The organism is Collinsella sp. AM41-2BH (genome assembly GCF_003468085.1).
Taxonomy (GTDB): Bacteria; Actinomycetota; Coriobacteriia; order Coriobacteriales; family Coriobacteriaceae; genus Collinsella.
On sequence record NZ_QSGH01000014.1, the window covers coordinates 35,852 to 50,966 of the forward strand.

General features: G+C 59.6%; 13 protein-coding genes. 1 reads left to right on the forward strand and 12 read right to left on the reverse strand.

What is annotated here, in order from left to right; all coding sequences use genetic code 11:
- Window positions 1-308: 308 nt before the first annotated feature.
- The 12 genes from DW899_RS07845 to DW899_RS07900 all read right to left on the reverse strand — a co-directional run bounded on the left by DW899_RS07845 (window position 309) and on the right by DW899_RS07900 (window position 13,803).
- Window positions 309-1,277, reverse strand: a complete 969-nt coding sequence (locus DW899_RS07845) for an SIS domain-containing protein (RefSeq protein WP_117800575.1) — start codon at window positions 1,275-1,277, stop codon at window positions 309-311.
- 144 nt (window positions 1,278-1,421) lie between these two features.
- Window positions 1,422-2,177: a GntR family transcriptional regulator gene (locus DW899_RS07850; RefSeq protein WP_117800576.1), complete on the reverse strand. Its 756-nt coding sequence runs from the start codon at window positions 2,175-2,177 to the stop codon at window positions 1,422-1,424.
- Between the two features lie 2 nt (window positions 2,178-2,179).
- A complete protein-coding gene (locus tag DW899_RS07855) occupies window positions 2,180-4,162 on the reverse strand; it encodes an ATP-dependent DNA helicase RecQ (protein WP_117800577.1) in 1,983 nt (660 codons plus the stop codon).
- A 377-nt stretch (window positions 4,163-4,539) separates the two neighbouring features.
- Window positions 4,540-5,259 carry a GntR family transcriptional regulator gene (locus DW899_RS07860; RefSeq protein ID WP_117736865.1) on the reverse strand — a complete coding sequence of 240 codons (720 nt, stop codon included), beginning with the start codon at window positions 5,257-5,259 and terminating at the stop codon, window positions 4,540-4,542.
- Window positions 5,260-5,363: 104 nt separating this feature from the next.
- Window positions 5,364-6,371 (reverse strand): YitT family protein, encoded by a 1,008-nt coding sequence (locus tag DW899_RS07865; RefSeq protein ID WP_117800578.1) that lies wholly within the window; start codon window positions 6,369-6,371, stop codon window positions 5,364-5,366.
- A gap of 352 nt (window positions 6,372-6,723) precedes the next feature.
- Entirely contained in the window at window positions 6,724-7,353 is a 630-nt protein-coding gene (locus DW899_RS07870) for an HAD family phosphatase (protein ID WP_158566601.1), read from the reverse strand.
- 156 nt (window positions 7,354-7,509) lie between these two features.
- Window positions 7,510-8,493: an SIS domain-containing protein gene (locus tag DW899_RS07875; RefSeq protein WP_233539942.1), complete on the reverse strand. Its 984-nt coding sequence runs from the start codon at window positions 8,491-8,493 to the stop codon at window positions 7,510-7,512.
- Between the two features lie 190 nt (window positions 8,494-8,683).
- Window positions 8,684-9,517 carry a PTS system mannose/fructose/sorbose family transporter subunit IID gene (locus tag DW899_RS07880; RefSeq protein WP_055252122.1) on the reverse strand — a complete coding sequence of 278 codons (834 nt, stop codon included), beginning with the start codon at window positions 9,515-9,517 and terminating at the stop codon, window positions 8,684-8,686.
- Between the two features lie 13 nt (window positions 9,518-9,530).
- Complete coding sequence (locus DW899_RS07885; protein ID WP_006235136.1) at window positions 9,531-10,325, reverse strand: PTS sugar transporter subunit IIC; 795 nt, start codon at window positions 10,323-10,325, stop codon at window positions 9,531-9,533.
- A 36-nt stretch (window positions 10,326-10,361) separates the two neighbouring features.
- A complete protein-coding gene (locus DW899_RS07890; protein WP_117800581.1) occupies window positions 10,362-11,285 on the reverse strand; it encodes a PTS mannose/fructose/sorbose transporter subunit IIAB in 924 nt (307 codons plus the stop codon).
- Between the two features lie 183 nt (window positions 11,286-11,468).
- Entirely contained in the window at window positions 11,469-12,551 is a 1,083-nt protein-coding gene (locus DW899_RS07895) for a DMT family transporter (RefSeq protein WP_117800582.1), read from the reverse strand.
- Between the two features lie 259 nt (window positions 12,552-12,810).
- On the reverse strand, window positions 12,811-13,803 hold the full coding sequence (locus tag DW899_RS07900) for an SIS domain-containing protein (protein ID WP_117757528.1): 993 nt from the start codon (window positions 13,801-13,803) through the stop codon (window positions 12,811-12,813).
- 205 nt (window positions 13,804-14,008) lie between these two features.
- Here DW899_RS07900 and DW899_RS07905 point away from each other — a divergent pair, with 205 nt between their 5' ends.
- Window positions 14,009-14,731: a GntR family transcriptional regulator gene (locus DW899_RS07905; RefSeq protein ID WP_117736871.1), complete on the forward strand. Its 723-nt coding sequence runs from the start codon at window positions 14,009-14,011 to the stop codon at window positions 14,729-14,731.
- Window positions 14,732-15,115 lie beyond the last annotated feature (384 nt).

Consider the following 15,115-nt stretch of genomic DNA (forward strand, 5'->3'; position numbering starts at 1 on the left):
CCCCGCTTTTTTGACTCACGCAGTGCCCTTGCGAATCGAAGGTGAATACTTTTTCCGCGAAGTGAACGAGCAAAAACGAGCCCCCGAAGCATCGACACTTTTCAGACGCCGTTTCCTGCGGTTTCGCCGAGTTTTTCCTGCGGTTTTGGCGCCAAAAAATGTCGATGCTTCGGGGGTCCAAAATAGGTCGTTCACTTCGCGGAAAAGTATTAGACTTCGTTTTCGCGCAGACACGAATCCGGCCGCCACAACGCAAAACGGGGCCCGCGCGCAGCGCAGACCCCGTCAAAAAAGATAATTCCCGGTACCTAGTACTGCTCGATGCCCATGTAGCGACGAATCTCGGGGCTGTGGTCGAACACCTTGCCGCGGGCTGCGCGCAGCTCGCAGCTCATCGCGTAAAAGAAGATCGGCTCCAGGTACGAACGCACGCTGGCGGGCACGTCGCCCACGCCGTACTCGAGCGCATCGAGCACCATGATCGTATCGGTGTGCGTGTTGAGGAACGCGAGCGCGCGTTCCTCCATGGGGCGGCACTCGCCCGATCCGAGCTGCACAAAGTAGAACACGCCGGGCTCGGTGGCCTCGAAGGGACCGTGGAAGTACTCGCCGGAATGGATGTAGCAGCAGTGCTGCCACTGCATCTCCATGAGCGAGCAGATGGCCATGGCGTAGGTCTGGCTAAAGTTGGGGCCCGAGCCCAGGATGTAGAAGAACTTGTGCTTCTGGCAGAGCTCGGCAAAGCGATCGCCCAGCTCGGCGTTGACCTTCTCGCGGGCGGCGGGCAGCAGCGCGTCCATCTGCTTAAGGCCGGCGTACATGTCGGCGAGCGCCTCGTAGCCCTCCTGCTGGTCGAGCAGCTCGGCAGCCATTAGCACGCCAATGCCCTGCGGGACCTCGGCCTGCGACTCGCCCTTGCCCCACGGATAGACCCAGGTGGTCCACTTGCCGTTGTCGATCTTGGAGCCCGCGTAGTCGGTCATAGTCACGACCTCGGCGCCGGCGGCGAGCGCCATCTCGCAGGCATCGACAACCTCCTGCGTATTGCCGCTGTGGCTGCAGGCGACGACGAGCGACTTCGGCCCCAGGCTCTTGGGCGCCATCAGGCAAAACTCCCGTGCCGTGTAGACCGTCGAGGCAAACGTGGTGGCCTCGCGCTTGAGCAGCTCGTTAGCCGGCATCAGGTCGATCATCGAACCGCCGCAGGCGATCCAAAAGACGTTCTCGATCTTACCCTTGCGCTCGATAATTTCCTGAATCAGATCGTGTGCGTTCACGGTGACGCTCCTCCTTGTGTGGCGGCTTTGAGCGACGACAGCTTGTACCTGCGGTCGTTCTATGTTGTCCTATTTATAGCACGCACGACGACGCTCGTGAAGCCATTTCGCCAAACTTGTTCTATGTTGTTCTATCTGTGGATGTTAAATGTCGAACACGTAGCGCGAGCCCACGATCTTTTGGCGCCCGAGCAGCAGGGGGCGCTCGTCTGCATCGGTAAAATACGCCTCCATATAGAAGAGCGGCTCGCCGACCGGCACCTCCAGCAGCGGGGCCGCCTGGGCATCCGCCAGCGCAATCTCCACGGTGCAGGGGTCGGACTTGAGCGGCGCGCGACCCGAATGCTCGGCAACGAGCGAGAAGATCGAGTTGTCGGCGAGGTCCTTATCGGCAAGCGTCTGCAGGTAGGGATGGTCGGCGAGCACAAAGGCGTTGTTCTCGAGCATGACGGGCACGCCGTCTGCCGTGCGCACGCGCTCGACCACAATGAGCTCGCAGCCGGATTCCACGCCAAAAAATGCCGCGTCCTCGTGCGTCGCCGCAACCACCGTGCGCGACACCAGGCGCGCTCCGGCCACCATGTCGTTGGCGGCGCAACCCTCGGAAAAGCTCTGGACGTCGCCTTTCTGGACAATCTTGCGCTTGAGCTTGGGAGCGCACACAAAGGTGCCCCTCCCCTGCTGTCGGTGGAGATACCCCGCGCGCGACAGCTCCTCGATGGCACGGCGCACGGTGATGCGCCCCACGCCGTAGGACTTCGCGAGCTCCATCTCGGCAGGAATGCGCGAACCGGCAGGGTACACGCCGCGCGCGATCTCGCCCTTTAGGTCGTCCATGACCTGCTGGTACAGCGGCACGGCGGACGAGCCAGCGCGGCCGGTTTTATCGTCGGTTGCCATCGTTACGCCCCATCCCGTGCATGCTCGGATTCAAACTCTTCAATCGCCGCCATAAACTGCTCGCCAAAGGCGTCGGCCTTTTTCTCGCCAATGCCGTTGACCTGGATCAGCTCCTCGCGCGTTTGAGGGCGCAGGCGGCACAGGCCGCGCAGAGCCTTGTCGGAAAAGACCATATACGGCGCCATCTCCAGCTCGGTCGAGATCTCCTTGCGCAAGGCACGCAGGCGCTCGAACAGCTCGGCATCGTCGCCCACGCGCGGGCGCTGATCCAGCTCGGCCTCCTCGCGCAGCAGATCCACCGCACGGCGGGCGCGAGCCGAGGCCTTGCGCTTGGACGCGCGACGCTTAACGGTAAAGGCGAACGCCTCATCCTCGACCTCGCCGGCACGCGGACCCAGTCCCACGACCGGGTACTGCCCCTGCGAGGTGGCCAAATAACCGCGGCCGCACAGCTGGCCGATGATGTCCTTGATGCGCCCGACCGATTCGCTCGACAGCTCACCGTAGCCGCGGTCCTCGTCCAGATGCATCTGGCGAATGCGCTCGGTATTGCCGCCGTGGAGCACGTCGGCGATCAGCGACTTGCCAAAGCGCATGGGTCGCGTGGCCACATAGCGCACGGCGGCGCGGGCCATATCGGTGACGTCCTCGACCTCGAACTGCGTGAGGCAGTTGCTGCAGTTGCCGCAGCCCTCGGCTTCGTCCGTGGCGGTGGCGCCCGCACCAGCCGCAGCAGCATGCTCGGCCGCGGCCTCGTCGCCAAAGTAGCGCAGCATATATTCGCGCAGGCAGCCGGTGGTATTGCAGTAGCCCTCCATCTGGCTGAGCAGACGATATCGATTTTGGAGCGCCCACGCGCGTTGCTCGTCGTCGAGCGCCTCGTCGGCCGCATCGCCGCGGTCGATTAAAAAGCGGCGCATGCGAAAATCGTTGCCGTTCCACAGTAAGTGGCAGCTGGCCGGATCGCCATCGCGGCCGGCGCGGCCCGCCTCCTGGTAGTAGGCCTCGATGCTCTCGGGCACATTGTTGTGGATCACGTAGCGCACGTTGGGCTTGTCGATGCCCATGCCAAAGGCGTTGGTGGCAACCATCACCTGAAGATCGTCGTCAATAAAGGCACGCTGGCTTTGACGGCGGGCGTCGTTGCCCATGCCGGCATGGTAGCGGCCAACGCGAATGCCGCTGGGGCCCAGCGCCTCGGCAAGCTCGCCTGCCAGCGCATCGACCGTCTTGCGGGTCGAGCAATACACGATGCCGCTCTCGCCCGAATGCGCAATCACATAGTCGCGCACCCAGGCTGCCTTGGCCTTGTCGCCCATCTCCTCGCAGCCAAAGTAGAGGTTCTTGCGATCGAAGCCCGTCACCACCGTCGCGGGATTTTGCAGGCCGAGCATCTGCTGAATGTCCGCGCGCACACGCTCAGTCGCCGTAGCGGTAAAGGCCGCCACGATGGGGCGCTGCGGCAGGGAATCGATGAACTCACGAATCTGCAGGTAGGCGGGGCGGAAATCCTGGCCCCATTGGCTCACGCAGTGGGCCTCGTCAATGGCCACGAGCGGCACGCCAATGCCGCCGTCCGCCGCGGCCTCCTGCGCAAAGGCTAAAAAGCGCGGCTCGAGCAGGCGCTCGGGCGCCACGTACATAAGTTGGTAGCGGCCCTCGCGCGCCCGCTTGAGCACGGTGTTTTGCTGGGCCGGAGTAAGGCTGGAGTTGAGATAACTGGGGCGCGCACCCGCCGCGAGCAGCGCGCGGGTCTGGCCCTCCATAAGCGACAGCAGCGGACTCACCACAAAGGTAATGCCGGGCAGCATGAGCGCGGGCATCTGGTAGCAAATGGACTTGCCGGCGCCTGTGGGCATAACGCCCAGCGCATCGCGACCGGCAAGGATCGCATCGACCATGCGGTCCTGCCCCGGGCGAAACGAGGTGTAGCCAAAATAGGCGCCGAGCGTGTCGAGCGCCATCTGCTGCATGCTATCGGTCATGGTTTCCTAACGTCCAAGTCATCTGCCGCCGATTATACGCCGCCACGCGGACCAGTGCCGCACGGCGGCCAGCCACGCTCATTCTGCGGGTAGTCATTGGGGACGTTCTTGAATGACTAGTCGTTTAAGAACGTCCCCAATGACTATCTTGATAAGCACGGAAACATCGCCAGTTGAGCATAAGTCAGCGAAAACGCCCCCAAGCGAGCAAGGTGACGTGAAAGAGGAGGGAAGCGTACTTCGGTACGCGACCGACGATTGAACGTCAGATTGCCGCTTAGGGGCGTTTGCAGCGTCGACCGGTCCGCCGTTCGTTAGAACGGCGGAACCAAGGGCGCAGCGTCGGCCCGTTACGCGGTTTGGTAAAACCGCGTAACTTACATCACCATGACGTAACGGCTACCCACGTAGTACTGCTTACCCATCAGGACCGGCTCGCCATTGGGGCCGATAAAGCCGGCACGCAGATTGAGCAGTGGATCGTGCGGAGCAATGCCCAACTCGGCCGCTTGCTCGGCGTTAGCGCGAACGGCCTCGACCGTACGGTAGCCAACCGAGACAATCGGCGTTCCGCCAACACGCTCGACCTCGGCAAAAATCGACTTGTCCTCAAGATCGGCCGTCAACAGCTCACGGTATGTATCAAACGGCACAAAGATGTTTTCCTCAAAGATGGGCTCGCCGTCGGCCGTACGCACGCGCTTAATGTGCAGTAGCAGCGCGTCCTTCTGCAGGCCAAAGAACTCCATCTCGTTTTGACGTGCCGGCACAATCTGGCGATCGACCACGTGTGCACCCGCCTTCATGTCATTGTCGGCACACAGCGCGGTAAACGTCTGCAGCGTCGAGGCGTGGAACTGGCGGTTGATGTGCGGCGTGGAGACAAAGGTGCCGCGGCCCTGCTGCTTAACCAGGTAGCCATCGGAGCACAGCTCCTCAACGGCGCGACGCACCGTAATGCGGCTTACCTCGTACTGCTCGGCAAGCTCAAGCTCGGACGGGATACGCTCCTTGGGTGCATAAACACCTTTCTCGATCGCATCCTTGATTTCGTCGTAAATCTGCTGGTAAAGTGGTGCATTTTTGGGTGCGGGCATATCTGATCACTCTTATCAAAATAGCGAAATAACTAATACGTATATAACGTCTTTTTATATGTTATCTCAGTTTGATAAAACGATACACCACATACAGCAAATCCTTACTTGCCGTCGTCCTGCTGCAGACTGTCCTGCTCGCTGAGGCGCGCCTGCCTGCTGGCCATGCGCGCGGGCTTGTCGGGATCGGGTACGGCCGTGGGCATGGGCTCGTCGACATGACCGCCCCACCAGCCGCCCACGAAGTTGAGCGTGTGGAACACATTGATCACGGCGCCGGGATCAATATCGCACACCAGCTTGATAATGTCCTGGCTCTCGTAGGTCGAGACAACGGTGTGCAGCAAGTACATCTTTTCACGGCTGTATCCGCCAATGATCTCGGCGCAGCTAATGCCATGCTGAAAATGGTCAACATAGGCTGTCATGACCTCATCTGCCTTGCGTGTCGTGATCTGCAGCGTCACACGGTCGTAGCGTCGGTAGAAACTGTCGATGGTCTTGGTCGAAATAAACTGGAACACGATGGAATACGCCGCATTGTCCCAGCCAAACATAAAGCCAAAGATCGCCAGGATAGCGCAGTTAAAGCCAAAGATGACGCCCCAGATGGTCTTGCCTGTATGGTTGGAAACCCACAGCGCGATAAAGTCGGTGCCGCCGGTGGATGCGCCGGACTTAAGCGCGATGGCGGCGCCCAGGCCCGAGACCACGCCGCCAAAGATGATGAGCATGATCTTGTCGCCCAAAAACGGGGCGAAGTGAAAGATGTTGAGGAACAGCGACGAGAGCATGACCTGCATCATCGAGAAGATGACGAAGCGCTTGCTAATGCCGCTCCAGCATAGGAGCGCCACGGGGATGTTGAGCGCGAGCATACCGAGCGAGATGTCGATGTGAACGCCGCCGAGCGAGGTGACGCGATCGAGCAGGACCGCGACGCCGGTGAGGCCGCTCGGAAGCAGGTCGGCGGGGCGAATGAACGCCTGAATCAGAAATGTCTGGAGAACGGCGGAGATGGTGACCGCCACGGCAGTAATGGCGCGGCGGACGATGGTGAGACGGCCGAGCACGAGCACGCGGTCCGTGAGCTGATCGATGGCGTTCGCCACGTAGGCTCCTTTCGAAGGCAGATGTAATTGTGGGGCATGCCGGCGATTGTAGCATGGAGCGCGAGAGGGCGCTTCAATTCACCCTCTCTCGACAACCAAAACGAGCCAGCAGCCCCCCAACCAAAGAGCCAAATTCTAAGTGAGTAGGCTTTTCGCGACCTGCCGAGCACACCCAAAGCTGCCACTTCCGTGACCTGCGGTTTTACTAAGGCAGATACGCTTTGTGCTCGGCCTGCGCCAAAAAGTCTACTCACTTAGCCTGAGTCGAAGCCAAACGGATCAAATCGAAGCCAAAATGAGCCAATCCACCGCAAGAGACGTGTGAATCCGCACTTCTTGCGGCGAATTGACGCTACAAAGCGGTCAGAATGTCGGCGAGGTTGTCGATGACGGCGTCGGCTCCCGTTTGGTCCAGGTTAACGCCCTCGTGCGGACGCAGTGCCAGGACGCGCGCGCCGGAGCGCTTGCCGGCCTCGATGCCCAAAGGCGAGTCCTCGATAACCAGGCACTCGGTAGGCTCCACACCCAGCGCCTCCATGGCACGCAGGTAGATCTCGGGGTCGGGCTTAAATGCACTGCACTCGTGACCGCTGATGGTGTAGTCCAGCACGTCGGTGATACCGGCAATCTCCACCAGCTCGTCAATGAGCTCGCGATAGGACGAGCTCGCGATGGCACATTTCATGCCGCGCTTGTGCAGCTCACGCATCACCGGCTCCGTCTGCTCGTTGAGTAGCTCGGCATACGGAACGGGATGGTCCGGGCTGTAGACCTGCTTGTACTCCACGCGCAGGCGCTCGCGCAGCTCAACATCGTCGGGCACCAGCGACTTCCAAATGGCGGGCTCGTTAGACCCCGAAAGATCGGGAATCTCGTCAAAGTGGAACCCCTTCTCCTCCATAAACGCCACGCGACGACGGTTGTAGAACCACTCGGTATCGACCAGCACGCCGTCCATATCAAACAGCACTGCCTTGATCATACGCATCTCCTCCCACCTGCCAAAAAGGGACAGGTTTATTTTGGTAGGTTTTATCTGGGGTTTTATGACGCAACGGACACGCCCCCAAAGCAAAAAGGGGACGGGGCGCAAACCCCATCCCCTCTCAATCAACCCGTAAGGTCTACTTACTTGTGATTAGTAGGAAAGCTTCCACATGTAGCGACGCATGGTCAGCGGGTGCTGACGGGCCTCGGCGATCTGGTTGCCGTACTCGCGCATAACGGCGAGGTGCAGCAGCGGGTTGAAGTAGGTGACGACGCTCGCGGGCACGGCGTCGGCCAGGCCGTAGTCCTTGGAGTCGATCAGAGCGACCTTGGCGCCCATGCGCTCAAGGAAGGTGAGGGCGCGAGCGTCCATCGGACGGGTAGCACCATCGGACATGAAGAAGACGTAGGGCTTACCCTCGGTGGAAACCTCGAACGGGCCGTGGAAGTACTCGCCGGTGTTGTAGGCGGCGGCGTCGATCCACTGCATCTCGGTGAACAGGAAGGCGGCGTGAGAATAAGCCATCTTCTCGGAGGCACCGGAGGCCATGAAGTAGATCATCTTGTCGTCCTTGAAGTCCTCGGCGAACTTCTTGGCGAGCTTCTTGCAGTGCTGAGCGGCGTTCTCGCAGAGATCGAAAACGTTGGTGAGGCCGGTGATCATGTCCTCGTAGTGGTCATAGCCCTCGGTCTGCTGAAGGATCTCGAGAGCAAGAGCGATGGCATAGCCGGGCTTCTCGCACTTGGCAGCGTAGTTGGCGTGGAAGCCGTGAACGATGACGTGGTCGGCGTCGACGGTCAGAGCGGAGCCAGCCTTGTTGGTGAGGGAAACGACCGGGCAGTTGTGCTTCTTGGCGGTCTTGTTGGCCTCGACGGTCTCGGGCGTGGAGCCACCGAGGGAGCAGCTGATCACGAAGGTGTGCTCGTTGACCCAGGAAGGCGTGTCGTAGTTGAACTCGTTAGCGGTGAAGATCTGAACGTTCAGCTTGTCCGTGTTGTTGGCCAGGAAGTACTTGGCGGGGTAAAGGTCGGACATGGAAGCGCCGCAGCCGACGAAGGCAACGCTGTGAATCTCGTGGTTGGACAGGACGTCAGCGACGATCTGCTTAGGGAGGTTAAGGTCGATCTCGTACATCTGACACATTCCTTTCGATTTTTTGCGGCGCCACATTGCCGGACGCTCGCAGGGTTACCGTGATATGAGCCGAGTCGCCGGCCCGTTGAGGATGTGACAAAGGGACTGTCCCTTTGTCACATTAGGGATGGAAGCCTGCCTGGGGTATGGGATGCCAGGCAGGCCCCCGGGGGAAAGCGCTGGGTCGCGACTAGGCCAGGATGCCGGCCGCGGAGAGGGCGATGCCGCCCACAATGGCGATCACGAGAAGCCAACCGGTGTTGACGTTCTTCTTGATGAGCCAGTACATAAGGCCGGTGAGGCCGAGGGAGATCATCTGGGGCATCATGCCGTCCAGGATGTCCTGGATAACGACGGTACCCTCAGCGAACTGCAGCGGGGTGGTGGCGCCGATCAGCGTAGCGATCATGCCGCCCACGGACATAAGACCCACGATGCCGCAGACATACATGAGCTTCTCCATGAGGTCGCCACCCTGGAGCTTGCTCAGGTACTCGTGGCCGCCCTGGTAGCCGATCTTGGCAGCGAACCACGTGATCAGCACGGAGGGCACGATGGAGATGAGCATGGCCAGGATCGGGCCCATGATGGAGCCCTGCTGAGCCAGCTGAACGCCCAAGCCAAAGGCGATAACGCGGATGGTGCCCTGGAAGAAGGAGTCACCGATGCCGGAAAGCGGGCCCATGAGGGAGGTCTTGACCGCGTTGATTGAATCGGGGTCGAAGTTCTCGGGATCCTTGGCGTACTCCTCCTCCATGGAGGCGGCGAGGCCTAGGACAAAAGCGCTCGTCTGCGGGGTGCAGTTGTAGAACGCCATGTGACGGTGGTAAGCCTCTTTCTTAGCAGCGAGCTGCTTGGGGTCGGACTCATCCGGATAGAGGCGATCGAGCGTGGGAACCATGCCGTAGAGGAAGCCCATGTTCATCTGACGCTCGTAGTTCCAAGAGGCCTGGATGGCCCAGGAGCGCCAGAAGAACTGGCTGACCTTCTTGTTCAGGGACACGTCCTTGGTTGCGGTTGCCATAGTGTGTTCCTCCTTAGTCTTCGTCGTCTTCGAGCGGATCGTAGTCGGAATCGACACCGGCGGCTGCATGGGAACCGTTGAACTTGAAGCCCATGAAGACGACAGCCAGGCACACACCGATCAGAGCGACCGCGATGACGGACAGGTTGAGGTAAGCGGCGAGCAGGAAACCGATGAACAGGAACGGAGTCATACCCTTCTTGATCATCATGGTGAGCAGCAGGGCCAAGCCGTAGGCGGTCATGATCTTGGTCGAAACGTTAAGACCAGTGGACAGCCACTCGGGAACCATGTTGACGATGGCCTGAACCAAGTCGGTGCCAACAAAGACGGCAAGGAAGATCGGCAGGAAGTACATGACGGCGTACAGACCGGAGCCGGCGCAGATGTGCATACGGTAAGCGGTCTTGAACTTTCCGTTATCGATCGCGCTATCTGCCACATGGGTGAGGGCGGCGATGATGGAACGGAACACGATGCCGAGGAGCTGACCCAGGACGGCGACCGGGATGGCGATCGTCATGGCGGTCTCGGCGGAAGCATCGGTCAGGCACGCAAAGGCAGCGGCCACGATGCCGCCCAGGACCATATCGGGCGGAACGGCGGCGCCGACCTGCACCAGGCCCATGGACACGAGCTCGACGGCGGCACCGACGGCAAGGCCGGTGGGCACATCGCCCAGCAGCAGACCGACGAGCGTAGCGCCAACGAGGGGCTGCTCGAAGTTAAGACGACCGAGCAGGCGGGAGTCCCACATGCAGAACACGCCGACGAGGCCGACGAGCACCGCACTGATGAACGTATTCATACCCTTCTCCTTTCAGTCAGGCAAACGCCTGGTTGATTACAGCTTGGCGTCGATGTCGACGCTCTGATACGTAGGGGTCTGCTGGACGTAGAGCTTAATGCCCATGTCGAGCAGCTGGTTGACGTCGGCCTTCTGGGCGGCGTCGAAGAAGACGGAGCTGTCCTTGCCGCCGACCTGCTCGGCACCGTCGTGGTTGGCGGTGGCGCCCAGGTTGATGGCGTCGAGCTTGTAGCCCTGGCAGAACTGCAGCATCTCGGCAGTGTTGCCAAAGACGAACATGACGCGCTCGCCGAGGGTGTTGAGCTTGTCCATCTTGGCAAGGGCACGCTCAACGGTGAAGACGTTCAGGCGCACGCCCTGGGGCTTGGCCAGCTTAAGAGCGCCCTTCTTGATGTCATCGTTGGCGGCAGCGTTGTCGACGACGATGATGCGCTCGGCCTGAACCTTGGTGGTCCAGGTAAAGACGACCTGGCCGTGCAGCAGACGGTAGTCAAGACGTGCGAGGACGATCTTGGCGGGACCGGAGCTGTGACGGGACGCCTTGGCCTTCTTAGCGGGAGCCGCGGCGACCTCGACCGGTGCGTTGGGGTTGGTCAGACCGGTGCGGGCCTCGTTGATGAGGGCCGCGAGCTCGGTGCCCTTGACGGGGGCGGGGCTCATAGCAAGCGTGAGCGCCAGCGGGATGTTGAAACCGCTGACAACCGTGAACTTCGTGCCGTTCTTGGAAAGCTCGACCATGTTGTTGTTGACCGAGCTACCGAGCATATCGGTTAGCACATACACGGTGTCGTCCGCGTTGAACGTGGCGATCATAGCCTCAACCTTATTGGTGATGGGCTCCTTGTCGTCACGAGCAAGCGACACGACGTGGACGTTCGACACGTCGCCGAGAACCATCTCGAGCGTGTCTTTGGCGCCTGCGGCCAGGCCGCCATGAGATGCGAGAATGATCTGATTCATCTTGCCTCCTCCTTTTCGTTATGGTCATTATAACGTCTTATACGTTGTTTATATTGATAATTAGTATATAAACCGTTCGCGGGTGAAAAACGACCGTTGGCGGGTTTAACGTACTTGAAACGTTGGGGCTGGGTAGGCCGGCGCTGGCTGGATAACCCCAGGTCGGACGCCGCGCGCAACCCCCTATCGCACGAAGTACCAGGGGCTTTCCTGCACGGTGAGCTCCAGCGCAATGCCCGTGCGCTCGCGGAAGAGATCCATGTCCTGCGTTTTCTCCGTCCACCACGCGTTGGGCTTAAAGGTCATGCTCTCAGCGACATGACCGACAAATACACTGTTACGCAGCTTGGAGAAGTCGGTGTTCATAATCAGGATGGACATGAGCACCAGCACAATACCCAGGACCTTGATCGCGCCGGCGGACTCGGCATAGACACCAATGCCCACCAGTACGGTGACGACCGTCTCGAAAGACATTACGACGGGAACTTTCGATGTCTCGAGCCCCATGGACAGACCCTGCATATATAAGATGTAAGCCACGGCTGTGGGGATGAGTCCAAATCCAAGGAACAGCAACAGCAGCTGTGGCGACATTGCCGCGGCGACATCCGGCCACGGAGCCGCGATAGCCGCCATAACCGCACCGCCAAAAACAAGGCCCCAAAACGTGACAGCCAGCGGGTGGACCGTCTTGGTTGCTATCCGGCTAAACACCGCGAGCGACGCCCCACAAAAGCCTGCAATCACGCCCGACGTGACGCCCCAAACCGAAAAATGGAAACCGGAAAGGTCGCCATTAGTTACTGCAAGTACACAGCCCCCTATGTTAAAAGCGATGGCAACGAGCTTGTTGGGGGTCACGTCCTCGCGATAAAGCACGCGGCCGAGCACGACGCCAAACACCGGCGAGGTATAGAGCAGCACCGAGGCCGTGGACATGCCCACCTCGCCCATACACTCGTAATAGCAAGTGTTGGCGGCGGCCAAACCGACGATACCGACAAGCGCGCAGGAAACAAGCTCTTTAGGGCTTGCCTTGAACAGGGCCAGCGGACCCTGAGCCACGGTAGACCCCTCACCCGAACGGCAGCCCATAAACATCAGGACCGGCGCCAAGATAAGCGCTCCGACCAACAAGCGAAAGGCAGCCATACTCTGGGACGTAACGCCCATGGCCGAGATGCCGTTTACAAAGATTCCGATGCTGCCCCACATAAGCGCGGCGATCAGCACCAGCACATAGCCCAGATTGCTTTTCTTCAACGCAGCCTCCTCGGTATTGTTTCCAATATGTTTCACACTACGTTATAGTCGTTATATACATTTTTCAAGGCACAAATCGGCGAACGGGAAATCTCTTGAAACAAGGAGTGTCGCAGGTGCCGGCAGAAAGGGAACGTCCCCAAGTGCCGCTCTAGCAGTTGCGGTGAAATAGTTCTCAAACAGAGGCTTCACGCTCCCAAACAGGAACTATTCCACCGCAACTCATGAGGGGTATTGGGCTGTTAGGCCGCTCTATCCCTTAGTAATCCAGCTTCCACATGTAACGGCGCGTCATGTAATCCTTGTGGGTGACGGCGGAGAGCGCACGCATGTAGACGTTGTTGAGGATCGGGGCAAAGATCAGGTGGTTGAAGTATTCGCTCACGCTGTCCTTGATGTCGTTGAGGCCAAGCTCCTTGGCGTCGAGCTGATAGACGCGATCGCCACCGTACTGGTTGACGAAACGGATGCCGCGCTCGTCGTTGCAGCGGCTGCGGCCGACGCTGATGAGCTGGAACAGCGAGGTGCGCTTGTCCAGGATCTCGAAGGGGCCGTGGAAGAAGTCGCAGGTGTTGATGGTGCAGGAGTCGATCTGCAGCATCTCCTGCACGTTGCAGATGCTAAAGACGTAGGCGGCACCAAAGAGCGGGCCCTGAGCCATAACGTTGATGCAGGGCTTGTCGGCGTTCTGCTCGGCCCACTTGGCTGCGAGCGGACGGGTGTACTCGACGGCCTTGCGATAGATGGGATCGACCAGGTCGAAGGCGGCCATAGCGGTCTCGTACTCGGCATAGCCCTCGATCTGCTGCGTGAGCTCCATGGCGATCATGGTCACGACGGCGGAGTTGGTGCGGCCCATGCAGGACTCGTCGATGGCAAGGCTGTCGTACTGGATCTTGTAGTCGCAGACTTCGGTGAGGCCAGACTCGTCAACATAGATGGCGATGGTGCTGGCGCCGTGGTCCTTGGCGACCTGGGCGGCGACGATGGTCTCCTTGGTGCCGCGCATGGACACGACGACGGCCAGGGTGTTCTCGTTGACGTAGGCCGGGGTGGCGTGCACGAACTCGTTGCTGGTGTAGCTGGAGCTCACGACCTGCGTGGCCTCGTGCTCCATAAAGTACTGGGCAGGATAGTTGCCGCCGTTGGATCCGCCGGCGCCAATCCACACGACGCGCTTGATGCCGCCCTTGTCTGCCTTGTCAGCCAAAACCTGGGAGACGACGTCCTTAACCTGTTCCTGAGTAGTCATCGCGCATCAGCCTTTCTTCTCATTTAATGCTCTTGACGGCATACAAGTTACATACATGTTTTAGCGATGTCGACTAGTTGTATGCTATATTTGTCTTAGAAATTTTGCTGATGCAGTTTTCGATAAGTCGTTACCAGCAGTTTTATTGTTGTATTAGATACATGCTTGATTAGGCAAGCATACAAGTTAGATACAGATTAGTCGTATGAGCGCTTCGTCTGAAAAGAAACTGACCCAATACGAGCGTCTGGCGGGCACACTGCGCGACCGCATCGCCGCCGGCACCTACGCCCGTGGAGACAAGCTGCCGTCCGAGATGGAGCTCATGGACGAATCGGGGCTGTCGCGCAGCACCGTGCGCCACGCCCTTAAGGTGCTCGTCGATGAGGGCCTGGTCCGCACCGAGCGCGGGCGCGGTGCCTTTGTGGCCGACACGCCGGCGCTCCACGAGAACAACCTGGTGTTTTCGAGCTATACCAAGCAGGTCGAAGGCCAGGGTATGAAGCCCACCACGCGCACGGTGGACTCGGGCTTTGCCAAAGCAATGGGCAGCGTGGCCAAGTTCTTTGACGCTAGCGTGGGCAGCAAGCTTGTCAAACTTGTCCGCCTGCGTTACCTGGACGATGCGCCACTGTGCCTGGAGACCACCTATTTGCCGCCAAGCTTTGGGTCGCTCATCGATCGCGATATCAACGGTTCGCTCTACGCCACGCTGCGCCAGGAGTTCCATCGCGCGCCGGCGCAGGGGCATAAGACCTTTGAGGTGTGCTATGCGTCGCAAAACGAGGCATTTTTGCTCAACGTCGAGCGCGGGCAGGCGCTGATCCTGATCACCGACTACGTCTACGACACCGACGGCCGTCCGCTCCATGTCTCCAAGCGCATCCAACGCACCGACCGCGCCAAATACACCGAGCCCATCGGCTAGCGCACCAAACGAGGCAAAATGTACCTAATAAACGTTTTACCTGCGGTTTTTATTAAATCTCAAGCCGGCATGGCGCAAATGCCAACATCGCCTGGCAACACTCGCCGCCCAAGCTCAACTGTTCCTGCCCAAAATATCCAGCACCGTAAATCTAAGTGAGTAGACTTTTCGCGACCTGCCGAGCACATTCAAAACAGCCACCTCCGTGACCTGCGGTTTTACTAAGGCAGATACGCTTTGTGCTCGGCCTGCGCCAAAAAGTCTACTCACTTAGCCCGCAAGGCGTCCCGAGGGGACAATCCAGGTCAAAATAGCGTACAAACGCCACGCTTCTTGCGGCGATTTGATACCACAAGACAGCCAAAAACCTGCCAAAATAAACCT